The sequence below is a fragment of the Paenibacillus cineris genome, from assembly GCF_018333335.1.
Taxonomy (GTDB): domain Bacteria; phylum Bacillota; class Bacilli; order Paenibacillales; family Paenibacillaceae; genus Paenibacillus_AQ; species Paenibacillus_AQ favisporus.
In genome coordinates, this window is record NZ_BORU01000001.1 from 2714985 (window position 1) to 2739527 (window position 24543).

The window sequence follows — 24543 nt, forward strand, 5'->3', positions numbered from 1 at the left end:
CGCAAGCAGGGTTTAGAGACGAATAAAGAGAATACTAGATGCATCTCTTAGAGTGTGAACGTTGAAGGTGAACCGGCAATTTTGCATGAAGAACAGTTCTAGTCTACGAATGTATCGAAAAACAAAAAAACGACATTTCGAACGAGAAGAAAGGTGGCAGCAAATGAATCAGAGCGATCATACATCCCGGTTAGTCGAGTGGCATTCTATATTGGAAGCGGTTTCTAACCGGTTTATCCCGGAAAATGAATGGCCGTCTGCGGCCAACGGAGGAGCACTCGTCTATATGGAACGTAGGGCGGATGAGGATCCTTCAGCTTGGAACAAGCTGATCGAACCCGGCCTCCGCGCACTCGAGTCGGAAGCATTGGCCCGGTATGGGCACGCATTTTCAGAAATGTCCGAGGAACAACAGGATGGATTGCTGCAGGATGTCCAGCATGACCGGGTCCGCGATTGGCCTGTTTCGTCCGCAATGTTCTTCAACGCATTGCTGGAGCTTGTCGTCGAAGGCTATTATGGAAATCCTGAATCCGGCGGGAATCGCGAGGGTAAATCATGGGAAATGATCGGTTTTCGGCCGGGTCCGGTATCCGGCGAACAGGGACCACCAGTCGAAGCCGATTTGCCTTTACGAACACTCGACCAACTACAAGACCGCTACGATGCCGTCGTGATCGGAGCCGGAGCGGGCGGATCGGTAGCGGCGGCGGTGCTGGCTGAGTCGGGCATGCGCGTTCTCGTCATCGAACGCGGCCGTTGGCTTCGGTACGACCAGGTAGGCCGGGACCATTTGCGCAACCACCGGCTGAGCAAATTCGGCCACAACACCGGACCTGATCTGGAGGGCAGTCCGCGTACGTTTCTTGCTGGGGCTGGGGAAGAGAGAATCACTACTCCGCATGAAGGAGATTACCACAACAATGCCATGACGGTTGGCGGCGGTACGCGGGTGTATGGCGCTCAGGCCTGGCGGTTCCATCCGGAGGATTTTCGCATGGCAAGCCACTACGGCATCCCGGACGGGAGCTCCCTTAGCGACTGGCCGATCTCGTACGAAGATCTGGAACCTTATTATGTGAGGGCCGAATGGGAGGTGGGCGTATCCGGTGACGGGAACGCCCACACCGGGCATGCCAAGCGGAGCCGTTCTTACCCGATGCCGGCGATGCCCTTGACGACGGAAGCGCGGCGGCTGGCGGAAGCGGCAGCCCGTTTGGGATGGGACGCCGGATCGGTCCCGCTGCTGATCAACTCGGTCGAACGGGACGGCAGGCCGGCATGCGGACAGTGTGGCCAATGCGTTGGCTTCGCTTGTCCAACCAACAGCAAAAACGGGGGACATAACACGATGCTCGTTCGGGCGGCCGCATCCGGTAACTGCGATATCATCTGCGATACGATGGTGGAGCGGATTGAGACGGAAGGCGGGAAGCGGGCCACCGGGGTAAGGCTGGTGCAGGAAGCAGGCGGGAAGATCCGGCGTCAACTGGTGGCAGCCGGTCAAGTCATCGTAGCTGCCGGCGCGATCGAAAGCGCGCGTTTGCTGCTGAACTCGGCTACCGATGCAGAGCCGGACGGCATCGGCAACCGTTCCGGCCAAGTCGGCCGGAATCTGCAGGGGCATGTCTACACGGGCGCGTACGGTCTCATGGACGATCTGATCCAGGACGGTCTTGGCCCTGGTGTCAGCATCGCTACGCTTCGCTTCGCCCATGACAATGGCGGCGGCGTGATCGGTGGCGGACTGCTTGCCAACGAATTTACCCGGCTTCCTCTTATCCATTGGTACAGGGCACTTGCTCCAGACGCTCCGAGATGGGGGCTGGCAGGCAAAGAAGTGATGCGTGACAGCTATTTGCGCACCAGCCAGATCCAGGGACCGATTCAAGAGATCCCGACTTCGGAATCGAGAGTACGTCTCTCACGAACGGTCAAGGACCGTTTCGGTATGCCAGTCGCCCAGCTCTCGGGCCAGGTCCATCCGGAGTCGCTTCGGGCGGCAGCGATGCTGGGCGAACAGGCCGAGAAGTGGCTCTGGGCTGCCGGTGCGCGCCAGGTTTGGCGAACGACTCCGGGAACCGGGCTTAGCGGCGGACAGCATCAGGCAGGCACGCTTCGGATGGGGGATGATCCCGCCACTTCGGTCACCGATCCGATGGGACGCGTACACGGTTACGACAACCTGTGGGTGAGCGACGGATCCGTGCATGTAACCAACGGCGGAGTGAATCCGGTACTGACGATTCTAGCATTGGCATTCCGGACTTCGGAAAACATCGTGAAGCATGGCTAAAACGGTTATCAGCTGTAAATACCAGAATGTTAGTGAGATAACCCTCCATCAATTGGCGTGAGGAAAGTTCGGCTATAACCTTTTATTACCATTTGATTGTGGTAGGATGATTGTATATGGAATCGAAATGATTCCTCACGTACAATACCTTTCTGAAAGGAAGCACATCGGATGAAGCTGGTTATCACAGGAGCCACGGGAAACTTAGGCGGGCTCGTTATAGACCATTTACTGAAAAAGATTCCGGGAAGCCAGATCATTGCAGTCGTTCGTAAACTGGATCAAGCTGCTTCGCTGACGGAGGCAGGGCTGGAAGTCCGCCAAGGCGATTACAACGATCCGGAAACGCTTCGCGCAGCTTTTGAAGGCGAAATCAAACTGTTGTTTGTATCCAGTCCGGATACCGATGATCCGCTGCGGATCGTTCAGCATGCCAATGTAATCAAAGCCGCCAGAGATGCGGGGATCAGGCATATTGTCTACACCAGCTTTGCGTTTGCAGAGGAAAATCCGTTTGCACTCGTTCATATGGCGACCGAATATGCTATCCGCGCGACCCGTATACCATATACCTTTTTACGAAATGGCGGATATGCGGAGTTTTTCATCAATGACCACCTTCAAGAAAATGTAGAACGCGGGGCGATCGTCACCAATACGGGTACAGGGAGGGTGAATGCGGTCAGCCGCAGCGATCTGGCACTTGCTGCCGCGACGGTACTGACCGGGGAAGGGCACGAAAACAAGGAATACACGCTGGTTTCCAATCATCCATGGAGTTTCGATGAGTTGGCGGAAGTTCTATCCGAAGTTTCAGGTAAGCACATCATCCATCAAAAGGTTTCCTTCGACGAAGAGAAGGCCATGCTCGTTCAAGCAGGCCTATCGGAATCTTTAGCTCAAACGACGGCCTTTATTTATAACTCGATTGCACAAGGAACTATGGAGAAAACGACCGACGATTTACATCAATTGATCGGACATCAGACGACGGTTAAAGAACTTATAACAAAAGCTTTGCAAGCCTAGGCAAAACTGGTAGACAGCCGCTTGAAGTGTTCGTGTCCACTGCGGACTGCTGGTCCTAGGTAACATTCAAGAAGGGCAACGGGTGAGGGTTCATCTGATGCCCTTCTTTTTGCCGCGTCCCAAAGTTCCCTTACATGACAACCCTGTAAGTTTGGTGTAAGAATGAACCCTAGGAGAAGTATGAATCTTGGGATAAACTTGCATGAGATATCCACTCATTTCGCAGTAGGGAGCAGAATTTATGGCAAAGAATCGCAAGGTTATCCTGATTATCACCATCCTTTATACAATTCTCATTTTGTATTTTATGTTTTTTGCTTTTGGCAGAATCGAGGCATCACACCAGATTACGGAGTACGAATTTATTTTTACGCCCCTTGATTTTTATCATGTACCGGATTTGTCAGATTTGTTTCGATTTTCCTTAATGGCTCTGTTTGGTTTTGGCAACTTCGCTGCATTTATTCCTTTCGGCTTTTTGATTCCGATGTTGTTTCCCATGCGCTACGTTCGATTTATTACATTGTTCTTTTTGTCCATCATGGTGGTCGAAACGGTGCAGATGCTCTCCTTTCTGGGCAGCGGCGATATCAACGACGCGATTCAGAATTCAATAGGGGCTTCCATCGGATACGCGGCTTACAAATTAGGATCAAACGCAAAAACAATGAAAAAGCAGCTTGTGATTTCCGGATTTTCCGCATTGTTCATGTTCGCTGCCGTATGGGGCTGCTGCGAAGTTATCGAAACGGCTCTGACAAAAAAAGAAGGACCGTTCATTGCAATCAACGAAGTGAAGGACACCAGTGGAAATACAGTTCAACACACAGCACCATATCGTTTTGAGTTGGGCCGCGAACAGGTGCTGCCTCAGTACAATGTGTTCAGTTTCAATGAGCAAACTGCAGCAGTTTACACCTCTGAACTAAGTGGAAGAGATATCATCCTCTACTTCAAGTATGGACCAACGGGGAAGCTGGGAGGAACGCTTGCGATTTCGATCGATGGGCAGCAGCTTCTGCACACAGAAGCACCAACCTATCAAGAGGGGGCTGCTGAAACGTACGAAATTCCAATTGAAAAAGCGAATAAACTTACAATCACCATTAAGGGAAATGCGAGATTGTGGGATCTCGGTTACAGGGAAATGAAGTATTTCTGGAATTAGTGCTTGTTGCTGCGCGAAAGTTTATGATTCATCATATTAATTATTTATGAGATTAATTAACGAGAACAGGGAGCGTCCTTGCTGCGGATATTCCCTGTTTTTTGCTGTAAATGGTGGTTTTCCGTCCTTTCGCACACAGCAAAAATGCCTGAATACATTGGAAAATTTTATTGACAATCGTCATTAAATATTGTTTCATTTTATTAAACTAAGTTGAATTTCATTCTATTTAGGAGATCAATCTGATGGAATTGGGGAGTAAGATCCGAAAAATTCGCAAGGACCAAAATCGGACCCTGGACGAAATCGCCCATGCCTGCGGCTTTACCAAAAGCCTGCTGTCCAAAATCGAAAACGGAAAAACGGTGCCGCCCATCGGCACGCTGATCAAAATCGCCGAGGCGCTTGGAACCAAAATATCCATCTTGCTTGATGACAGCGACCAAAACGGGACGGTGTATACCACAATGTCGGGGACCCTGGATAAGATGGTCACGTCGGAGAAAGGGTATTCGTTCTCGGCCATCGCGGCCGAGCGGCCCGAGAAGTTGATGCAGCCCTTTTATTTTGTAGCGAAGAAAGGGAAGACGGAGAAGCGGACGGTCTCCCATGTCGGGCAGGAATTCATTTATGTGCTCGAAGGGACCATGATTTATTATGTCGGCCAGGAAGCTTATACACTGCATGCCGGCGACAGCTTGTATTTCGACTCCTACGAAAATCATAAATATACGCCCATCACGGATGAAGTAAAGTACTTGTCGGTTTTCTGTTCGGATTCCAAAGCTTGAGTCCGTCTAACCGACAATGCCCGGTAAGTTGATGTCTGTCCTTGTTGTAACATGCTCATACAGGATTCTTGTAAACGGTTGGCAGCGCCATCACCTTCAATTTACTTGAAACCCGGATGGGCATTTTTTGTACCATTCATACGCAAGGGGGATTGGATATGCTGAACGTCTTAGTCGTTGACGACGAACCAAAGCACAGACAAGGGTTGTCGCGGATGCTGAAAAATCTGAGGCCGGAGTATCACATCTTTAATGCCCGGGATGGTGCGGAAGCGCTGGAAAGGATGGAGCTCCATCCGATCGATTTGGTATTTACCGATATCCAGATGCCGATCATGGACGGCCTCGAATTCGTGGAACATTTGACCCGCCGCGGGGGGAGCGAAAGCGTGGTGATTTTGAGCGCCTACTCGGATTTCGCCTATGCACAGCGCGCGCTGCAGCTCGGGGCAAGCGATTACCTGCTCAAGCCGGTGGAAGCCCAGAAGGTTACGCCTCTCCTTCAGAAAGCCGAACATAAGGCGGGAGCCCTGCGTGAGGCGACCATCGAATCGGCTTTGTCCGAATTGCTGGAGGGAAGTCCTGCCGAAGCAGACATCACTTTGCTGCAGAGATCCTTTTCAGGCTGGAGACGCGGAATCTCGCTGGGTGCCGTGATCCCCACAAGCGGAGCGGACCGGAAGCGGATGTTGTCCCTGCTTAAACGCATGCTTGCCCACATCATGGAGGAAGCCGGACTTGCCCATGCCTTTTACGTTACGGATCAATGGTTGACGGGGGTGATCCTTAGCGCCGACGTATCTTTTGACATCACCTATTCGCTTGAAGCGCAACTGCAGGAACTGATCGATCATTTTCGAAATGACCATGAGAGGGAACTAACATTTGGCTTTGGCAAGTATTTTACGGAGTGGGGGCAAGAAGCACATTCATCTAATCAGCAGGCCCGAATTGCACTTCAAAGCTTATTTTACGACGGGCCGGGGAAATTGTATAAGTCTGACCAACAGAACCCTAAAGATCCGTCCGCGATCATCCATTTAAATGCAGGCAAACTGGCCAAAGCGATTCTATCCGGCAAAAAGGATGATATTCATGCCTGTCTGAAGACCGAACTGGATCGTACGTTGGCCCAGGGTTATCCCGATCCTTCCAGATTGAAGTATTCCGTCGCCGCCTCGATTTACCATATCACTTCACTTTTAAGGGAAAAGGGAGTTTCTCATCTCCCCGATGCCGCTTTTGAAGGAGCACTGATGCGCTGCAGCCGCATGGACGAATTACGGGAGACAGCCTTCCAGTGGATTCTAGAGATGGCCAATCATATAGACCAACGGAGACAGTGTAAAAGTGAGACCGTGGTGGACAGCTGCAAAGCCTATATTGAAGCCAACTATGGTGAGGAGGATTTGTCCCTGAGCACGCTGGCCGTGAAGTTTCATTTTAACCCTTCGTATTTTTGTATTCTGTTTAAAAACCACACCCGTATGACCATCCACCAATACATCACCCATATCCGAATGAGGGCGGCGGCCAGCCAGCTGCTGCATACCTCCCAGAAAGTTTATCAAGTGGCCGAGAACGTAGGCTACAGGGACGTGAAATATTTTATCCGGCTGTTTCGGAAGGAGTACGGCACAAGTCCGGATGAATACCGCCATTTATCCGCTACCCGCATATAAGGAAGGGATGTTCATTGAGAAGCCGCCGATGGATGCCGCGATTTCAGGATCTGAGCTATCGAACCAAGCTGATGTTGTCCTATGCCCTCATCGTCACAATTCCCCTAACGATACTTAGCTATAGATATTTTGTGTCGAGCAGCGGGTTTATTTCCGACTTTGCCAGACAGAACCTGTACTCCATTGTGAAGCAGAACAACGAAATTATGGACGCCGAGCTCGCCAGGGTCGAAGACAGCAGCCTCGCTTTAATCGCGGAGCAGGTTCTGTACGAACAATACCTCACCGCCGATCCGAAAGACGAATACCAAATGTTCACGATGGAGAAAAAGGTAAGCCGGGCGCTGAATACATATTTTCCAGACTTGAAGCACATGTACTCCATCCACTTAATCACCAGCTATTCAGACATCGGGCCTACCGGTGCTACGACCTTCATCCCTTATGAAGGGTTTAACCAAACAGCCCTGTATCAGGCTGCCGCACAAGCAGATGGGGGAATGGCTTGGGTCCCGACGTTTTCGTTTGGTGACATGTTTCATCGAGATGCCGGTTCTCCCGTGCCCTCTGAGAACGTTCAGCTTCTGGCCGGCGTCCGTCTGCTAAAATTGTTTCGGATCAATAACGGGGAAGTGATCGAGCTGCAGGGTGCAGCCGAGCTTCCCGTGCTGGTCATTACCTATCAGCCCGATTATTACCGTTCCCGCTTCGCCAGCGTGCTCCCATCCACCGGGGCTTCTTTTTTTATCATGAGCCGGGACGGTCAGAGGGTAGCCGATTCGCAGGAAAAGGATTCCACGATGGATGAAACCTCATTGAAAAGAATGGCGGAGATGAAAAGCGGCACGCTCACGATCACAAGAAACGGTAAACCGCTCATCGTATGCTTCGACACTTCCGATGTGACCGGCTGGATTTCCGGTGTCACGATCTCGCCGGAGGCGCTCGGCAGTGCCTTTTTGCCGGAGGTAAAGTCGTACACGTTCTATTTGACGCTGATCCTTCTGCTGCTCTCGCTTCTCTTGGCATTTTTTCTGGCCAGCTCCATCACCAAGCCCATTCAACAGCTGCTTCGAGCGATCAAAAAAACGGGAGAAGGGGAATTCGATACCCGCATCCCGGTCAAATCCTATAACGAGATGGGACTGCTCATCCACAAGTACAATCAAATGAATGTTAAAATCAACAACCTGATCGAAGAGAACTATAAAGTGAAGCTGAGAGAAAAAGAAACCCAGATTATGTCCCTGAACATTCAGCTGAATCCGCATTTTCTGTATAACACGCTCAACATCATGAACTGGACTGCGCTCGAAAACGAGCAAAACGAATTGAGTGCCATGATCGTCAGCCTGTCTTCCATGCTGCAGTATACTTCTGCAAGCAATCAGGACATCGGCTACCTGGAGGAAGACCTGAATTGGTTGAAGCATTATTTTTCGATTACCGAGCAGCGGTTTGAAGGCAAATTCACAGTGACCTATGACCTCTCGCCTGAGCTGTATGCCTTCAAAGTCCCGAAGCTGTTCCTGCAGCCCTTTGTTGAGAACGCCATCGTTCATGGCTTCGCCCGCCTGCACAGCGGTGGAAAGATTGTGATCCGGGGGCGGCTTATTGGGGACGAGCGGATCTTCATGGTGGAGGATAACGGAATCGGCATCCCCCATCACAAATTGGCTGGTTTGACACGGGAAGAGAGCCGCTCCATCGGCATCCGCAACGTTGATCAGCGAATCAAACTCATCTACGGTGATTCCTACGGCGTGACCGTAACCTCAGAAGAACGCAAGGGGACAACCGTCATCATCAAACTGCCGAAATGAACAACACATAAAAATTGTCCACCATTCCAAAAATGTTCGAATTTTCTTTGAACCTCCGCCTTTTTACAATGAATTTACAAACATCAATTCCATGTGATTGGAGGGTAAAAGAATGAGAATTTCCAAATTTCTCGCTGGGATCGCTTTACCCGCTTTACTGGCTATAACCGTTTCCCTTTCGGGCTGTTCGGGCAGTGGAGGATCAGACCAAAGTGAAGGTGGCACCAAGGATGGTGGCAACGGGGAAGAAAAGGTCACGCTAAAGTTTGCTTTCTGGGGAGACACGATCGAAAAGAAGACGGTCACGGAAGCGCTCGAAAGCTTTGAGCAAAAAACCGGGATTCAGGTGGAGCCTATGCACATTCCGGCGGACTATTTGACCAAGCTGACGACAATGGTCGCAGGCAATGTCGCACCCGACCTCGGATATTTATCATCCGGAGCGGCATTAAGCTGGGGGAAAGACGGGAAGCTGCTGAACCTGGCTCCGCTGATCGAGGAGGACAAAGAATTCAAGAAGGAAGATTACCTGGATCAAGTTTGGTATGAAATCGAACCGGGCAACACGATCGGCATGAGTACGGCTGTAGAAGGTTACGGACTCATGTACAACAAGGATATGCTTCTTGAAGCAGGTGTGGAGCTTCCTCCAACGCAGGCAGATAAGGCATGGGACTGGGACACGTTCATTCAGTACGCAAAGAAGCTGACCTTGGACGATCAGGGACGAAATGCGCTCGACCCTAATTTTAATCCGAATAAGATCAAGCAGTTCGGCCTCCAATACGACCCGTACAACATGATGGCAGCGGTGGTCTCAAACGGCGGCAATTTCCTGACGGAAGACGGAAAGGGATTCGGCCTGGCGAAGCCGGAGGCGATCGACGCGATTCAAAAGCTGGCGGACTTGATGTATGTGCACCACGTATCGCCGACGCCGCTGCAGACCAAGAGCCTGCCTGATATGGCGCTCCAAACCAAGAAGGTCGCCATGACCGTATCCGGCAACTGGGCGCTTCAGGCTTTTGCAGAACAGGATTTCAATCTTGGCGTCGGTGTCCTGCCTAAATTAATGAAAAGCAATACGCTGCTGGACGGCGCGCCGACGGTCATTTTCAAATCGACCAAGCATCCGAAAGAGGCATGGATGCTGTATAAGTACATGGCGGATCCGGAATCGGTGCTGCCGCTGATCGAAGGCGGCTTGTGGATGCCGCTCAAGAAAGAGTGGTATACGAATCCGGACCTCATCAATAAATGGGCGTCGGGGAACAAGGCTCACCCGGAGGGGTACACAGATGCTTACATGAAACAGACAATTGAAAACGGCATCCGGACCCCGGGCTTTGAAGTGAAGAACCTGGATAAAATCAATGCGCTGGTGACCCCTGCCCTTGACTTGGTCTGGACCGGCAAGAAGTCAGCGGAGGAAGCACTGAAAGAGATCGAACCTAAAGTACAGCCGCTGATTGAAGGCTATTACGGCAAATAACCCCGTCCGAACGAACCGATCCAGAAAGGAGGGATACCAGTGCTGCACAAACGCCGTATCGCCGTGGCGGGCATTCTCTTCGCCCTGCCCAGCATCTTTGGGATTATGCTGTTTGTCGTTCTGCCCATGCTCACCAGCTTATTGCTCAGCTTTACGGATTACCGGATCGTGAATACGCCCAAATTCATCGGGTTTACGAATTATAAACGGCTTTTCGACGGGACGGATCCCTATTTTTACAATTCGCTGTGGGTGACTTTTAAATACGTTATTCTCCGCGTACCGCTCGGACTGATCGTCTCATTTATCGCCGCTTTCCTGCTGAACATGGAATTTATCCGCGGCAAATCGGTGTTCCGCACGATCTTCTATCTGCCGGCGATCGTGCCTGCCGTTGCGTCCTCGATGATCTGGATCTGGCTGTTCAGCCCGGACCTCGGGCTGTTCAACAGCTTCCTCGAAGCGCTGAACCTGCCTACTCTAAATTGGCTGTACTCTGAAAATACGGTGGTTCCTTCCATTGTGATCATGAGCCTGTGGGGAATGGGGAGCACGATCATTATTTTCCTGGCCGGCCTCCAGGGTGTACCCAGATCCCTGTATGAAGCGGCCATCGTGGATGGGGCAGGGGCGGTCCGGAAGTTCCGCCATATCACCATTCCGATGATGACGCCGATCATTTTCTTCAACCTGATCATGGGGTCGATCGGGGCTTTCCAAGTATTCACGGAAGCCTTAATTATGACGCAGGGAGGACCGAATAACGCCAGCTTGTTCTACAACTACTATATTTACCGTCAGGCTTTTCAGTTCGGCGAAATGGGGCAGGCCTCAGCCATTGCCTGGATCCTCTTTATCATCATCCTGATCGTCACGGCGATCTTTTTCCGGACATCCAAGTCCTGGGTATTTTACGAAAGTGAGGTGTAGCGCCCATGAGGAAAAGCCGCCGGGTCTCGCAGATCATCGTATACGCCATTCTCATCCTGGGGAGTGTTTTCTGTTTGCTGCCATTGTTCTGGTTAGTTCGCAGCTCCATGATGTCGTCGATGCAGATCTTCGAGATGCCGCCCAAATGGATTCCCTCGCCGTTTAAGTTTCAAAACTATGCGGAGGCGCTGACGACCATCGATTTTCTCCGTTTTTTTCGGAACACCTTGACCATTACCGCCAGCTGCCTGATCGGAGCGCTCATCAGCAGCTCGCTCGGGGCATACAGCTACGCAAGGCTTGACTGGCCGGGGAAGAAGTTTTTCTTCGGACTGCTGCTCGCCAGTATGATGCTTCCCGGCGCGGTCACGCTGATACCCACTTTTATCGGGTGGAGGCTTGCCGACCTGATTAACACTTACGTACCTTTGATATTGCCGGTTTGGTTCGGTTCCGCATTCGACATCTTTTTGCTGCGGCAGTTTTATGCCGGCATCCCGAGAGATCTCGATGAAGCGGCTTATGTGGATGGTGCGGGCCCATGGACGATTTTCTGGCGGATCATCATCCCATTATCCAAACCGCCTCTGATCGTCATCGGCTTATTCTCGTTCATGAACTCGTGGAACGATTTCATGGGACCGCTTGTGTACTTGAACGAAGAAAGCAAGTTTACGCTGGCCCTTGGGCTGCAAATGTTCCAGTCGCTTCACAGCGCGCAGTGGCATCTGCTTATGGCAGCCTCCACCGTGGTCATCCTGCCGGTCATTATCGTGTTTTTCATCGGCCAGCGGTATTTTATCGAAGGGATTACGCTGACTGGCATGAAAGGATAAGGAAGCAAATTTGCAGATTTGTGCAGCCGTCATTCAACAGGGTTGAATCTCGTTACATTAGATTGATTATCAAGAAACCATTGCATCCTTTGCAGCTGCGAGGATGAATAAGGAGCGTGAACCTAACATGGAAGCACAGCGCCTCACCAAGGTAAGGGAAGAGCTTGAGCGTCAAGGTATTGATGGACTTTTGATTTCAAGCCCGTATAACCGTAGATATGTGACCGGATTTACGGGTACAGCCGGCTTTGTCGCCATTACGAAAAATCAAGCCTTGCTGATCACCGACTTTCGTTATACCCGTCAAGCGGCGGAACAGGCCAAAGAATACCAGGTTGAACAGCATACGGGCCAGCCGCTTGAAATGATCCGGGAGAAGCTGAGTGCCGCAGGAGTGCGGAAGCTCGGCTTTGAGCAAAATCATCTCACTTACGAGTCATATCAAACCTATGTTGAAACCTTTCAGGGCTTTGAACTGATCCCGACGCAAAATATTGTGGAAAAGCTGCGCGGAATCAAAGATGAGCGGGAGCAGGAGCACATTCGAAAGGCGATCGAAATTACAGACTTGGCCTTTGAGCACATTCTGGGCTTCATGAAGCCGGGTGTTACCGAATTGGACGTTGCCACGGAGCTTGAATACTTTATGCGCAAAAACGGTGCCGCCTCGTCCGCGTACCCGACGATCGTGGCTTCCGGCGTCCGTTCGGCGCTGCCGCATGGTCTGGCCAGCTCCAAGCCGCTGGGAAGGGACGAATTTGTGACGCTCGATTTCGGCGCGAGCTACGAGGGATATTGTTCCGATCTGACGCGGACGGTTTTTATTGGTGATCCGACGGAGCGGCATCAAGAGATTTACCGGATTGTACTTGAAGCCAATCGAAAGACCTTGGAAGGCTTAAAGCCGGGGATGACCGGAAAGGAAGGGGACGCTTTGGCTAGAGACTGCATTGCCGGCTATGGGTATGCGGAGTATTTTGGACACGGGCTCGGTCATGCATTTGGCCTGGAGATCCATGAACTGATGCGCCTTTCCGAAAAAACGGAGGATTTGCTGGAGCCCGGCATGGTTTTGACCGTGGAACCCGGCATCTATTTGCCCGGCTTTGGAGGCGTCCGCATTGAGGATGACATACTCGTGACGGACACCGGGATTGAAGTGCTGACGAAATCAAACAAAGAGCTGATTGTCCTATAAAACGAAAGAAGTGATTGCATCCATGCGTGATGAAACCGCAGAAGTTGTCATCATCGGGGGAGGGATCATCGGCATGTCCATTGCCTACTATACCGCGAAAGCCGGCATGGACGTACTCGTCGTGGAACAGGGGGAAATCGCCGGCGGTACTTCTTCCAAATGCGACGGAAACATCCTCGCCATCGACAAGGATCCGGGCTTCGACAGCCAGATGTCACTGAAGTCTCAGGAATTGGTCAAGGAGTGGGTACGGGATCTCGATGAGGAGTTCGAATATCGGGCTCCCGGAAGCATTCTGGTCTGCGAGACGGACGAAGAGATGATAGCCGCCGAATCCTGGGTCGCGCGCCAGCGGGAAGCCGGCCTGCCCTTCCGCATGCTTGATCAAAAGGATCTAAGGGACGAATGGCCATACATGGCCGAAGACCTGCCAGGCGGATTGGAATGTGCGACGGATTCAACGGTCAATCCTGTGCTGCTGACCTACTCGCTGGCGTCCACAGCCCGGCGCTATGGAGCAAGGCTTCGAACCCATTCGCCCGTCACCGGCATTCAGCTTGACGAGGGAAGGAAAGTATGCGCCGTTGAAACCTCGGAGGGCAGAATCCGCACGAGCATCGTCATTAATGCGGCCGGGGTATGGGCAAAGCATATCGGACGGATGGTGGGCATCGATATTCCGATCGAGCCCCGCAAGGGACATATCCTTGTCGCATCGCGGTGGGCGAACATCGGGAAACGGAAGGTGATGGAGTTCGGATACTTGATGAGTAAATTCGGCGGCACCCGTTCCGTGGACCCCAAATTCGACCGATATGGCGTTGCACTCGTCTTCGAGCCTACCGCTTCGCAAAACTTCCTGATCGGCTCCAGCCGCCAATTTGTCGGGATGGACAGCGGCGTAGATCAGCAGGTCATCAGCTTGATTGCGGAAAGAGCCATTCGTTTTTTTCCCGTGCTGGAACAGATTCCGCTCCTGAGAACCTATGCGGGACTGAGACCGTGGACGGCGGATCATCTGCCGATCGTTTCCGCAATCGACGAAGTCCCCGGATTCTATGTGGCCGCGGGGCATGAAGGGGATGGGATCAGCCTGGCCGCCGTAACCGGGAAGGTGATCAGCGAAATGCTGAGCGGGGCGGCGACCTGCATTCCGTTGAACCGTCTTCGGTATGACCGCTTCCATGGCATGCCGCACCCCCAGGAGGTGATTCGATGAGATGGTCCAAGATGGTCACCACGATCGACACGCATACCGGCGGGAATCCGACCCGGACCATCATGTCCGGGGCTCCGGAGCTCTTCGGAAAAACGATGACCGAAAAGATGGTCTACATGTCCGAGCATCATGACGATTTCCGCCAAGCTCTGATGTTCGAACCCCGCGGGCACGAGGTCATGTCCGGCTGCATCTTAACTTCGCCATGCGATGAGAAGGCTGACATGGGGGTCGTGTTTATCGAAACCGGCGGGTATTTGCCAATGTGCGGTCACGATACGATTGGGCTGTGCACGGCGCTGATCGAATCGGGGTATTATCCGGCAAGCAAGGACGTCATCCGGCTCGATACACCAGCCGGTCTTGTGGAAGCCAGGCTCGAGATCGAGAGAGGAAAGGTCCGACAGGTCACCTTTACGAATATTCCGTCTTTTCTCTACAAGCAGGATGTCCGGGTGCAGGTCGGCGACCTTGGAGAGGTCTCCTTGGATCTGGCCTACGGCGGCAATTTTTACGGGCTCGTCGATGCCCGATCCCTGCATTTGCCGCTGGTTCCCCAGCGGGCTTCCGAGATCGTCCGCACCGCCGTCCGGATCCGCGACGCGGTGAATGACAGCTTTGAAATTGTACATCCCGAAATTCCCGTCATTCGTGGACTAACCCATATCGAGTTCTTCAGCGATCCGGTATCGCCAGTCGCCCACTGCCGGAATACGGTCGTCGTCCCTCCCGGGGGGATTGACCGCTCCCCCTGCGGAACGGGCACATCCGCCAAAGTAGCTGTGCTGCGTGCGAAGGGCGAGCTGGCAATCGGAGAGGAATTCGTCCATGAGAGCATCGTGGGTTCGATGTTTCGCGCCCGTGTTCTGGAAGATACGATGGTCGGCCATCTGCCGGCCGTGATTCCGCAGATTTCCGGCTCGGCTTGGGTGATGGGCTTTCACCAATTTATTCTTCAGGAACGGGATGAACTGAAGTCTGGTTTCTTCCTGCTCTAAACATCACTACGACGGGGGGCCAGCACGATGGAAACAAAAAAATGGTATGCGGCAATCGATGTGCATTCCTGCGGACAGCCGCTTCGGATCATTACGGGCGGCTTGCCGCCATTGGCCGGTTCGACGATGCGCGACAAGGCTGTATTTTTCCAGCGGCATGAGGATGACGCAAGGAAGCTGCTGATGTCGGAGCCGCGCGGCCACTATGCAATGACCGGTGCCATCGTCACAGCGCCGGTGACGCCGGAAGCACGATTCGGTTTGCTGTTCCTGAACCAGCAAGGTCTTGCATCCGTCAGCGGACACGGAATCATCGCCGCGGCTACGGCTTGGACCGCGACGGGGCAGATTGCCCCGTCCGATGCGGCAGCGGGTATATTGATCGATTGTCCGGCGGGAACCGTCCGGGTGATCGCTGATATGGAGGGAGACGAGGTTCGGGAGGTGTCGTACCGGAATGTGCCCAGTTATGTGCACACGGAGCGACTTCCTGTGACGATCCAAGGAAGGGAAATCCGGGTGGACGTCGCTTTCAGCGGTGAATTTTTTGCCGTGGTGGATATAGGCGAGTTCGGAGCGACGTCCTTTGAGCCCCATCAGCTTAGGGAATGGGCAGGTATGATCCGCAGTGAAGCTGAAAGGCGGCTTGAACTTCAGCATCCGCAGCTGGATTGGATAACCGGTATTCACGGCGTGTTCTTTTATCGGCGGGATGAGCGTGATCGACTGTCCTTCCGCAGCGCATGCGTCTTTGCCGGAGAGCAGCTTGACCGGTCGCCGGGCGGTGCCGGAGTATGCGCTCATTTGGCGGTCCTTGGCTCCCGCGGACGGCTCGAACCCGGACAGCAGGCCGTGTATCAAGGGATCAGCGGGGTTCAGGTCATAGGAAGCATCGCCGGGGACACCCTGCTGGCCGGCAATAAAACCGTCATTCCACAGCTAACGGGAACCGCCTATGTACTTGGTTTTATGAATTTCGTATTGGATCCGGACGATCCGCTACCGGATGGGTTCGTACTGAATTAGCCTTACAAATATCAACTTGATCATGAGAGGAGACATCTTGGTATGCCAAAATTTGAAGGGGTTTATGTGGCGATCGTTACACCGTTTACGGCCACATTTGATGTGGACTACAAGCGTCTAACTGAGCTGTGTGACTGGCTCATCACGCAGGACGTCAACGGCTTGGTTCCGACAGGATCGCTAGGAGAATATGCCACGTTGACGAATGAGGAGCGGGCGAAGGTCGTTCATACCGTCATAGAAGCCACGGCGGGACGCGTACCGGTTGTCGTCGGTTCAGCCGCGCCGTCCACGAAGCAAGCCGCCGAGTGGGTCCGGCATGCCAAGGATTCGGGCGCTGCAGGCGTTATGGCCCTGCCGCCGATCCAGTACCGTCCGCTGGAGCATGAGGTCATTGCCCATTATGAAGCGCTGAATGAAGTCGGCCTGCCGATGATCGCCTACAATAATCCGCATGATTATAAGGTTGATTTGACGCCGCAGCTGCTCGCCAAGCTTTCGAGACTGGAGCATCTCGTGGCGGTGAAGGAGTTTTCGGGAGATATCCGCAGGGTGCATGACATCCTCGAATATACCGATCTGGATGTGATGATCGGTGTCGACGACTTAGCCATGGAAGGTCCGCTGATGGGGGCCGTGGGCTGGATTTCCGGGGTGCCAAATGCGCTGCCTAAGGAAGGCGTGGAGCTTTTTAATCTAGCTAGACAAGGGAAGGTTCAGGAAGCGACCACGCTGTACCGCCGCCTGCTCCCATTGTTCCATTATGATGCGAGTCCCCAGTTAGTGCAGTCGATCAAGTACATGATGGAGCTTGCCGGATTCCCGGTCGGTCCGACCAGACCTCCGCGTCTTCCGCTTCCGGAAGCTGAGTATGAAGCGATTCAAAGGGCATTTGAACATGCCGTTAACCGTCATCCTGCCGGTGAAGCGAAGAGCTCATAAGAAGAGATTGAAAAAGGAGGGTTAGCGTATGGTACACAGCCGAAATTGGGTTGGCGGAGAGTGGATCACCCCCGCGTCGGATGAGCTGGCCGTGAAGAACCCGTCCAACATTCATGAGGAGATCGGGGTGCTTCATCTGTCGGATGCATCGCATATCGTTCAGGCGGAGCAGGCAGCCCGAGCCGCATATCGTTCCTGGTCCCGTTTGACCGGTGCCGCCCGAAGTGAGTATTTGTATCGCATGGCGGCAGCGCTCGAGTCCGCCTCCGCGGATGTCGCCCGCCTCGCCAGCATGGAAATGGGGAAGCCAATTACCGAAATGCAAGGCGAAGTCATCCGGGGAGTCAACCTGCTTCGGTATTATGCGGCGGAAGGCGTCCGCTCTAACGGAGTGGTCATCCCCGCAAGCGAGCCGAACGTGCTCCAGCATACGAAGAAGGTTCCTTTGGGCGTGGTAGGTGTCATTACGCCATGGAATTTCCCGGTGGCGATCCCTTTATGGAAAATCGCACCTGCGCTCATTTGCGGCAATACGGTGGTCTGGAAGCCAGCGGAAAACGCCTCTTTGACCGCCACCCTGCTGTGCGAAGTTTTTGCGGCAGCAGCTCTTCCGCCAGGCGTCCTGAACCTGGTGGTCGGCAAAGGAAGCAGGATCGGCGACGCCCTTCTGGAGCAGATTTCCCTCGACGCCGTAAGCTTTACTGGCTCCACGGCGACAGGAACCCGCATCGCCCAAATTTGTGCGAAACGAAACATCAAGTATCAGACCGAAATGGGCGGAAAGAATGCGGCGGTGATCCTGAATGACGCCGACCTGGAGAAGACGGTCCCGATGATTGTGAGCGGCGCGTATCGTTCGGCCGGCCAGAAATGTACGGCAACCAGCCGAATCATCATTGAATCCGGAATTTATGACGCTTTTGTTGAAGCGATGAAGAAGGCGATCGACGGAATTAAGCTCGCTCCGTCGCTGGATCCGTCGGCCTATCTTGGACCTGTTGCTTCCGCAAGCCAGTATGAAACGGTGAGGTCCTATGTGAAGCTTGCGCGGGAGCAGGCTGAAATCGTAGCCGAAGGCCGCTCTGCCGAGGCGAACGAAGAAGGATATTATATTCCGCCGATCGCAGCAGCCGGCGTGGATCCAGGCCATCCATTGATTCAGGAAGAAATTTTCGGACCGGTTACCGTGATGATGAAGGCAGCCGATTTCGACGAGGCGATCGCATTATGCAATCAATCTCTATACGGACTCAGCGCTTCGTTGTTTACCCGGGATTTGGCTTATGCGCATCGTTTCCTGGATGAGGCTCAGGCCGGAATGGTCCGCGTCAACCAGGAAACGGCGGGCGTGGAATATCAATCCCCGTTCGGCGGCTTGAAGCTGTCGAGCTCACATTCGCGCGAGCAGGGGCAAGCTGCGCTCGATTTTTATACCGAGCTGAAAACCTGCGCAATCCGGTATTGGTAGGAGGCCGGCTATGAGTACATCAAACCTGATCGTTTGCCGTTGTGAAGAAGTGACCTTGGAACAATTGGAGCAAGCCTACCAATCGGGCTGCTGTACAGCCAGGCAGATCAAAATGAAGACGAGAGCGACAATGGGAGCCTGCCAGGGCCGGGTATGCAGACAGATGCTCGACGCCTGGGTTCATATGAAGAACCCGCAGTTACCCCGGGATGCGGAGCAGCTGTCTTACCGTCCGCCGATCCGTCCCGTCACGTTCGGGCAGCTGGCGAAGGGAGAGGTGTAATGGACAGAATTGAAAATCATCCGATCTTGGGACCGAGGAAAACAAAGCGGGAACCCGTAGATTTCACGTTTAACGGGGAGAAATGGGCCGGGCTGAAAGGCGAGCCGATTGCGGCTGCGCTGCTCGCCTTGGGCCTACGAACACTGCGTCGGCATGAGGAGTCGGGCAGCCCCCGCGGTCTGTACTGCTCCATCGGCCACTGCATGGAGTGCCGGGTGAACGTGCAGGGCAAAGGTTCGGTGAGAGCCTGCCTGACTCCTTTGGAAGCGGGGATGTGCATCTCGGAAGGGGAGCGTCTTCCCAATGAGATTACGGGGAGGAGGCTTCCATGACGCAGGCGATTCCTTTTGATCTGTTGATCGTCGGTGCCGGTCCGGCAGGATTGTCGGCGGCTGCGGAAGCTGCCAGCCGAGGTCTCCGCGTTGCCGTGGTGGACGAATTTCCCGAACCAGGAGGCCGCATGTTAGGGCAGTTTCACGAGGAGAAAGGACATTGGTGGGTCGGAAGACAGGTGGCCGAGCAGCTTCTCGACAAGTGCTCCGCGCTAGGAGTAAAGATTCGGTGCGGAGTATCCGTCCACAGCATCCTGCGAAGCGGCGCCGTTTGGGTCCTGAAGACCTCCGAAGGATCCATGCAGGCAAGGAACGTACTGCTCGCCACAGGCAGCGCTGAAATTCCCCACCCCCTGCCGGGGTGGACGCTGCCGGGAGTCATGTCGATCGGCGCCGCACAGGTGATGGCCAATGTCCATTACGTCAAACCGGGACGCCGAGGCTTGATCATAGGCGTCAATGTGCTCGCCATGGCGATCTCCCGCGAGCTGTCGGTGAGCGGCGTTTCGATCGCAGGCATTGTCCTGCCCAGGATTGGGCCGATAACCGGCAAAGAAGCATCGCCAAAAGAGAGCCTGAAGGAACTGATGGGGATGGCCCATTTGGCGCCGTCACCGCTGATGAGGATCGGAGGAAAAGCTGCAAACGCTTTGGGGATGGCGGGTTTCGTATCGAGGTTCATTCCAAGGAGCGGGATCAAGATTTGGGAAATCCCCTTACGTTTGCGAACCGTTGCCGTATCCATTAACGGGCGCAGCCAGGTTCAATCGGTCACCCTTGCGGATGTCAACGGAGAAGGCGCCGTTATTCCGGGAAGCCAGCGGGAGGAGCTTGTTGATTTTGTGGCGATTGCCGGAGGGTTATACCCTTTGGCCGAATTGGCGTCGGTAGCCGGCTGTCCGTTTGTGTATGCGGAAGAGCTGGGGGGCCACGTACCGGTTCACGATGAGCAAATGCGGACTCCGGTGGAAGGGCTGTACGTAGCCGGAAATATTACCGGAATCGAGAGCGCGCTGGTGGCCATGGCTCAAGGGCGCCTTGCGGCCGCCACGATTTGCGGTGACACTGGCCTTCCCGGTCAACATCATGAGCGCGAAGTACTGGAAGCCGTGCAGGATGTGCGACGCGTGCGCGCCTCCGCGCTCATTCAATTCCGGCCGGGCATCCAGGAGGCCAGGGATCAATTTTACCGGAAGTGGGGCAGGTTTCAGAGGGAGAAGCACGGGATAAAGAAGGAGGGATGACATGAGTTCCAATCACGATGACGAAATGATCGTCTTAAAAGACATGGAAGCCCTGTATCTGGGTAATCTCGGCACAGTCGAATTCGACATCAACCTGCCCAGGGAAGGAAAGTACGGATCGGAGATCTCCTGGCAGTCGGGAGACAGCCGGTTCATCAAGGATGACGGCAAGGTGGCCCGTCCAAAATACGGTCTCGGCACACGGACCGTTCCGCTTATTGCGACGTTCCGCCATGGAGAAACCGTAAAGGAACAAGTGTATCATGTGACCATTTTGGAAGAAGAAAATAACATCAAAGTGTCCCGGATTTATCCCATATCCCTGAGGGCTGAACTCGGTGAGGTGGTATATTTGCCTTCCGTCGCGGTGGTTGAAACCGAAGAGCACGAGGTCATAACCCATGCTGTGAATTGGGTAGGCGGGGAAGAACGCGTGTTTCAAGAAACCGGACCTGCAGCCGCACGAGGCTTTCTCAAGGATACGGAAATTCCGGTCACTGCGGAAATTTTGGTTCAAGCCAAAATTGAACAGGAAAAGATGGATCCGCTTCCGACTGTACTAAGCTTTTCTCCAGGTGCAGTCCGGCTTGGCGGCGAAACAGCCTTTCAGGCTGCACAAAACCGAAGCTTGGCATTTCTGAAATCCGTCAATGACGATCAGATGCTGTATAATTTCCGGGCTGCTGCCGGATTGGATACGAAGGATGCCCCGGAAATGCTCGGCTGGGATTCGCCGGATTGTTTGCTCAGAGGACATACGACAGGGCATTACCTGTCCGCCCTGGCACTCTGCTACGCGGCAACAGGGGATAGAGACATCAAAAAAAAGGCGGAATATATGATCGGCTCGTTAGAGGAATGCCAGCAGGCTTTTTCTGCAAAACCCGGTTATCATGAGGGATTTCTGAGCGGTTACTCCGAGGAGCAATTTGACCGCTTGGAATCATTTACGAGATATCCGGAAATTTGGGCGCCTTATTATACGCTGCATAAAATCCTCGCCGGATTGCTTGACGTTCATCGTCTTCTTGACAGCGACACCGCACTCGGGATCGCCGGCCGTCTCGGCGACTGGGTATATCACCGATTAGGCAGGCTGCCCAACCACGTGCTGAAAACGATGTGGAGCATGTACATCGCCGGCGAGTTCGGCGGCATGAACGATTCGCTTGCGGAGCTGTACCAATTGACGCGTAAACCAAGCCATCTGGCGGCGGCTAAATGGTTTGACAATGACCGGCTGTTCGTTCCGATGCTGGAGCGCATCGATGCGCTCGGTGGGCTTCACGCCAATCAGCATATACCACAGGTTATCGGTGCCCTGAACATATTCCGGGCTACCGGCGAGAAGAAATATTATGAGATCGCGCATTTCTTTTGGCATGCGGTGACGAATGCCCACATCTATTCGATCGGAGGAACGGGTGAAGGCGAAATGTTTCGGCAGGCGGGCAAGATCGGGGAATACCTCAGCGATAAAACCGCTGAAACCTGCGCTTCCTATAATATGTTAAAGCTGACGAAGGAATTGTTCGGCTATGAACCTGCGGCGAAATATATGGATTATTACGAACGGACGATGTTTAATCATATCCTGGCTTCGGGCGACAGCAAACCAACGGGAGGAAGCACGTACTTCATGCCGCTAGAGCCAGGAGGCAGAAAGTCATTCGATTCGACAAGCAACACTTGCTGCCATGGCACCGGCTTGGAAAATCATTTTAAGTATCCTGAAGCGATCTATTTTTACGATGAGCAGTCGCTGTTCGTCAATCTCTTTGTGTCTTCCACCTTGGATTGGGCGGAGCAGGGGATAACCATAGCACTTTCTGCGCAGAAGCATGAACCGGGGCAGATTACACTGCGGATACAGGGTGATGGTAGGTTTATTTTGAAAATCCGCCGACCTTACTGGAGCCCGGAAGGCGGCGTCGTGGCGATCAACGGCCGCCAGGTCGATTACATGCTGGGGCCAGACGGTTATTGGTCCCTGGATCGGGATTGGAAGGACGGTGATGTGATTTATTTGAGGCTCGACTGCCGGATTCGTCTGGAATCGGCTCCTGACCGGAAAGAATGCGTATCGCTTGCTTACGGGCCTTATATTTTGGCTGCGGTATCGGACTCGAAAGAGTACCTGCGGCTTCCGCTTCAGGAAGGAGATCTGGACAATCAATTCGTCAAGGAAACCGGACCGCAAGGGCTCCAATTCCGCTATATAAAGGACGATGTAACATTTATTCCGCTGGCAGATGTCCACAACGAGAGCTACCACGTTTACTTCTTGGCCGAAGGTTCAACCATGGATCAGTGATAAAACAAAGTACGGCAAGTCACAATAGGAGTTATAATTTGATTAATCGAATCCGATTAAAACCTTAACGCCGCCGGTAATATACCGGCGGCGTTAAATTTTCTATCCTATAGGTCGATGTCTGAATCTAAACGGCGAACCTGGCGGGAAGATAGCGTCCACATCGCCCCGAGGAGCAGCAGAAGACCACTTACGACGAAGATGAGCCCAATCGAGGTCGCATTTTCTGAACCGATGATCCAGGTAAGCCAAGGGGACAGCTTCGTCCCAAGGAGGAACCTTTCGAGCCATTGATCGGCCATCGGTCCCGTAATAAGGAAGGACATGGGCGCCATGAGGGCACATAACTGGCCATATGCGGCAAATACTCGTCCTTGAAGGGAAAGGGGCGTTTTACGCTGCAAAATGGAGTAAAACAAAGCCCCTGTCATCGCGAGTGGAAGCATAAGCAAAAATACGGCGGCTCCCAGCACGATGACATGAGTGCTCGTTCCGAGCAGGACAAACATCAAGGAGGTGAGGATTGAGCCGCTGAAGATGAACCTGATTTTATACCGAAAATGTCCCCACCATACAGCGGCAGCCGCACCGGCCAAAGCACCGGCATTCATTGCTCCCAACAGCAAGGTCAAAGCATCGCTGCTCCCTGTGCGCTGCAGGAAAAAAGGGATAGCCAGCTCAAGCGGCCCGTTCAGAATAAAATTCCACCATCCAAAATACAGAAGCAGATAGAGCAGCGGTTTGTTTTTCCACAAAAATCGGAAACCTTGAATGGCATCGTTCCATATGCGAATTTTCTCCAGCGGTCTTTCTTCGTGCTTCATTTCAGGCAGCGGGAGAAAAGCGACCACGCCGGTTCCTATCAGGAAGGTGAACAGATCCGCCGCCAAGATGATGCTAATTCCATACGGTTCGTAGAGTAAACCAGTCAACGAAGGGGCGATCACCCCTGCAAGCGGAAAGAGCAGCTCTTTCATGGCATTTATGCGATCCAGCTCTTCATCCCTCACCATAAGCGGGATCATGGCGGAGGTTGCCGTGCTCTGCAGCGCTACAAACAATCCCTGCACGGCAGCAATAACATAGACCGGCCACAGCGTGGAATGGATGTTCATCAGGCATATCACGAGCAGCAGCGTACAGACCGCCTGGCCTGTATCTCCGGCAATAATGGCCGTTTTGCGCTTCCAGCGGTCAGCAGCGATGCCGATCCAGCCGCCCAAGAACAAGAGGGGAAGCTCATTGAAAAGTGCCAGCAGCAGCAAGGGGGTCGATTGACCCGTTTCATGGTATAATTTGAGCCCGATCGCAATGGAGGTCATGCGGCTTCCCAACATGGAAAAACCCTGCAAACCGAAAAAAACGTAAGGTAAGGCTTTAGAAGGGTACATGGCTATTCTCCTTTTATGGCAGCAAAAAAGCTCCCATGGAACTACAGATCCACGGAAGCTTGTAACTTCGGAACTGAGGAG

The 24543-nt window shown here is 53.3% G+C and carries 20 protein-coding genes; 19 read left to right on the forward strand and 1 reads right to left on the reverse strand.

The window, feature by feature from the left end:
• The first annotated feature begins 163 nt into the window (after positions 1-163).
• The 19 genes from KI379_RS12685 to KI379_RS12775 all read left to right on the forward strand — a co-directional run bounded on the left by KI379_RS12685 (position 164) and on the right by KI379_RS12775 (position 23071).
• The gene (locus KI379_RS12685) at positions 164-2296 is read left to right on the forward strand and encodes a GMC family oxidoreductase (RefSeq protein WP_212983770.1); all 2133 of its coding nucleotides are present in this window, start codon (positions 164-166) and stop codon (positions 2294-2296) included.
• A 171-nt stretch (positions 2297-2467) separates the two neighbouring features.
• Positions 2468-3325 carry an SDR family oxidoreductase gene (locus KI379_RS12690; RefSeq protein WP_212983771.1) on the forward strand — a complete coding sequence of 286 codons (858 nt, stop codon included), beginning with the start codon at positions 2468-2470 and terminating at the stop codon, positions 3323-3325.
• A 241-nt stretch (positions 3326-3566) separates the two neighbouring features.
• Positions 3567-4493 carry a VanZ family protein gene (locus KI379_RS12695; protein WP_212983772.1) on the forward strand — a complete coding sequence of 309 codons (927 nt, stop codon included), beginning with the start codon at positions 3567-3569 and terminating at the stop codon, positions 4491-4493.
• Positions 4494-4738: 245 nt separating this feature from the next.
• Entirely contained in the window at positions 4739-5284 is a 546-nt protein-coding gene (locus KI379_RS12700) for a helix-turn-helix domain-containing protein (protein ID WP_076165536.1), read from the forward strand.
• A 158-nt stretch (positions 5285-5442) separates the two neighbouring features.
• Entirely contained in the window at positions 5443-6966 is a 1524-nt protein-coding gene (locus KI379_RS12705) for a response regulator transcription factor (protein WP_212983773.1), read from the forward strand.
• A gap of 32 nt (positions 6967-6998) precedes the next feature.
• Complete coding sequence (locus KI379_RS12710) at positions 6999-8789, forward strand: cache domain-containing sensor histidine kinase (RefSeq protein ID WP_212983774.1); 1791 nt, start codon at positions 6999-7001, stop codon at positions 8787-8789.
• Positions 8790-8901: 112 nt separating this feature from the next.
• Positions 8902-10281 (forward strand): ABC transporter substrate-binding protein, encoded by a 1380-nt coding sequence (locus tag KI379_RS12715; protein WP_089547305.1) that lies wholly within the window; start codon positions 8902-8904, stop codon positions 10279-10281.
• 126 nt (positions 10282-10407) lie between these two features.
• Positions 10408-11211, forward strand: coding sequence for a carbohydrate ABC transporter permease (locus KI379_RS12720; RefSeq protein ID WP_084203829.1), 804 nt, complete (start codon positions 10408-10410; stop codon positions 11209-11211).
• Positions 11212-11216: 5 nt separating this feature from the next.
• Positions 11217-12047 carry a carbohydrate ABC transporter permease gene (locus KI379_RS12725; protein WP_076165525.1) on the forward strand — a complete coding sequence of 277 codons (831 nt, stop codon included), beginning with the start codon at positions 11217-11219 and terminating at the stop codon, positions 12045-12047.
• A 127-nt stretch (positions 12048-12174) separates the two neighbouring features.
• Positions 12175-13245 (forward strand): M24 family metallopeptidase, encoded by a 1071-nt coding sequence (locus KI379_RS12730; RefSeq protein WP_212983775.1) that lies wholly within the window; start codon positions 12175-12177, stop codon positions 13243-13245.
• A gap of 22 nt (positions 13246-13267) precedes the next feature.
• Positions 13268-14464: an NAD(P)/FAD-dependent oxidoreductase gene (locus tag KI379_RS12735; RefSeq protein ID WP_212983776.1), complete on the forward strand. Its 1197-nt coding sequence runs from the start codon at positions 13268-13270 to the stop codon at positions 14462-14464.
• The gene (locus KI379_RS12740; RefSeq protein WP_212983777.1) at positions 14461-15462 is read left to right on the forward strand and encodes a proline racemase family protein; all 1002 of its coding nucleotides are present in this window, start codon (positions 14461-14463) and stop codon (positions 15460-15462) included. The genes KI379_RS12735 and KI379_RS12740 overlap by 4 nt, the downstream gene beginning before the upstream one ends.
• 27 nt (positions 15463-15489) lie before the next feature.
• Entirely contained in the window at positions 15490-16488 is a 999-nt protein-coding gene (locus KI379_RS12745) for a proline racemase family protein (protein ID WP_212983778.1), read from the forward strand.
• A 42-nt stretch (positions 16489-16530) separates the two neighbouring features.
• A complete protein-coding gene (locus KI379_RS12750) occupies positions 16531-17430 on the forward strand; it encodes a dihydrodipicolinate synthase family protein (protein WP_212983779.1) in 900 nt (299 codons plus the stop codon).
• A 28-nt stretch (positions 17431-17458) separates the two neighbouring features.
• A complete protein-coding gene (locus tag KI379_RS12755; protein ID WP_212983780.1) occupies positions 17459-18898 on the forward strand; it encodes an aldehyde dehydrogenase family protein in 1440 nt (479 codons plus the stop codon).
• A gap of 10 nt (positions 18899-18908) precedes the next feature.
• A complete protein-coding gene (locus KI379_RS12760; protein ID WP_212983781.1) occupies positions 18909-19181 on the forward strand; it encodes a (2Fe-2S)-binding protein in 273 nt (90 codons plus the stop codon).
• Positions 19181-19513, forward strand: coding sequence for a 2Fe-2S iron-sulfur cluster-binding protein (locus KI379_RS12765; RefSeq protein WP_076165512.1), 333 nt, complete (start codon positions 19181-19183; stop codon positions 19511-19513). The genes KI379_RS12760 and KI379_RS12765 overlap by 1 nt, the downstream gene beginning before the upstream one ends.
• Positions 19510-20757: an NAD(P)/FAD-dependent oxidoreductase gene (locus KI379_RS12770; protein WP_076165510.1), complete on the forward strand. Its 1248-nt coding sequence runs from the start codon at positions 19510-19512 to the stop codon at positions 20755-20757. Before KI379_RS12765 ends, KI379_RS12770 begins: the two co-directional genes overlap by 4 nt.
• 1 nt (position 20758) lies before the next feature.
• Positions 20759-23071, forward strand: coding sequence for a beta-L-arabinofuranosidase domain-containing protein (locus KI379_RS12775; RefSeq protein WP_076165507.1), 2313 nt, complete (start codon positions 20759-20761; stop codon positions 23069-23071).
• A 107-nt stretch (positions 23072-23178) separates the two neighbouring features.
• On the opposite strand, the gene KI379_RS12780 is transcribed toward KI379_RS12775, so the two are convergent.
• On the reverse strand, positions 23179-24462 hold the full coding sequence (locus tag KI379_RS12780; protein ID WP_076165506.1) for an MFS transporter: 1284 nt from the start codon (positions 24460-24462) through the stop codon (positions 23179-23181).
• Positions 24463-24543: the final 81 nt, after the last annotated feature.

What these genes read in the sequence shown, in the direction of transcription:
- KI379_RS12685 (WP_212983770.1), top strand. Translation starts at nt 164, where the DNA reads ATGAATCAGAGCGATCATACATCCCGGTTAGTCGAGTGGCATTCTATA.
- KI379_RS12690 (WP_212983771.1), top strand. Translation starts at nt 2,468, where the DNA reads ATGAAGCTGGTTATCACAGGAGCCACGGGAAACTTAGGCGGGCTCGTT.
- KI379_RS12695 (WP_212983772.1), top strand. Translation starts at nt 3,567, where the DNA reads ATGGCAAAGAATCGCAAGGTTATCCTGATTATCACCATCCTTTATACA.
- KI379_RS12700 (WP_076165536.1), top strand. Translation starts at nt 4,739, where the DNA reads ATGGAATTGGGGAGTAAGATCCGAAAAATTCGCAAGGACCAAAATCGG.
- KI379_RS12705 (WP_212983773.1), top strand. Translation starts at nt 5,443, where the DNA reads ATGCTGAACGTCTTAGTCGTTGACGACGAACCAAAGCACAGACAAGGG.
- KI379_RS12710 (WP_212983774.1), top strand. Translation starts at nt 6,999, where the DNA reads ATGCCGCGATTTCAGGATCTGAGCTATCGAACCAAGCTGATGTTGTCC.
- KI379_RS12715 (WP_089547305.1), top strand. Translation starts at nt 8,902, where the DNA reads ATGAGAATTTCCAAATTTCTCGCTGGGATCGCTTTACCCGCTTTACTG.
- KI379_RS12720 (WP_084203829.1), top strand. Translation starts at nt 10,408, where the DNA reads ATGCTCACCAGCTTATTGCTCAGCTTTACGGATTACCGGATCGTGAAT.
- KI379_RS12725 (WP_076165525.1), top strand. Translation starts at nt 11,217, where the DNA reads ATGAGGAAAAGCCGCCGGGTCTCGCAGATCATCGTATACGCCATTCTC.
- KI379_RS12730 (WP_212983775.1), top strand. Translation starts at nt 12,175, where the DNA reads ATGGAAGCACAGCGCCTCACCAAGGTAAGGGAAGAGCTTGAGCGTCAA.
- KI379_RS12735 (WP_212983776.1), top strand. Translation starts at nt 13,268, where the DNA reads ATGCGTGATGAAACCGCAGAAGTTGTCATCATCGGGGGAGGGATCATC.
- KI379_RS12740 (WP_212983777.1), top strand. Translation starts at nt 14,461, where the DNA reads ATGAGATGGTCCAAGATGGTCACCACGATCGACACGCATACCGGCGGG.
- KI379_RS12745 (WP_212983778.1), top strand. Translation starts at nt 15,490, where the DNA reads ATGGAAACAAAAAAATGGTATGCGGCAATCGATGTGCATTCCTGCGGA.
- KI379_RS12750 (WP_212983779.1), top strand. Translation starts at nt 16,531, where the DNA reads ATGCCAAAATTTGAAGGGGTTTATGTGGCGATCGTTACACCGTTTACG.
- KI379_RS12755 (WP_212983780.1), top strand. Translation starts at nt 17,459, where the DNA reads ATGGTACACAGCCGAAATTGGGTTGGCGGAGAGTGGATCACCCCCGCG.
- KI379_RS12760 (WP_212983781.1), top strand. Translation starts at nt 18,909, where the DNA reads ATGAGTACATCAAACCTGATCGTTTGCCGTTGTGAAGAAGTGACCTTG.
- KI379_RS12765 (WP_076165512.1), top strand. Translation starts at nt 19,181, where the DNA reads ATGGACAGAATTGAAAATCATCCGATCTTGGGACCGAGGAAAACAAAG.
- KI379_RS12770 (WP_076165510.1), top strand. Translation starts at nt 19,510, where the DNA reads ATGACGCAGGCGATTCCTTTTGATCTGTTGATCGTCGGTGCCGGTCCG.
- KI379_RS12775 (WP_076165507.1), top strand. Translation starts at nt 20,759, where the DNA reads ATGAGTTCCAATCACGATGACGAAATGATCGTCTTAAAAGACATGGAA.
- KI379_RS12780 (WP_076165506.1), bottom strand. Translation starts at nt 24,462, where the DNA reads ATGTACCCTTCTAAAGCCTTACCTTACGTTTTTTTCGGTTTGCAGGGT.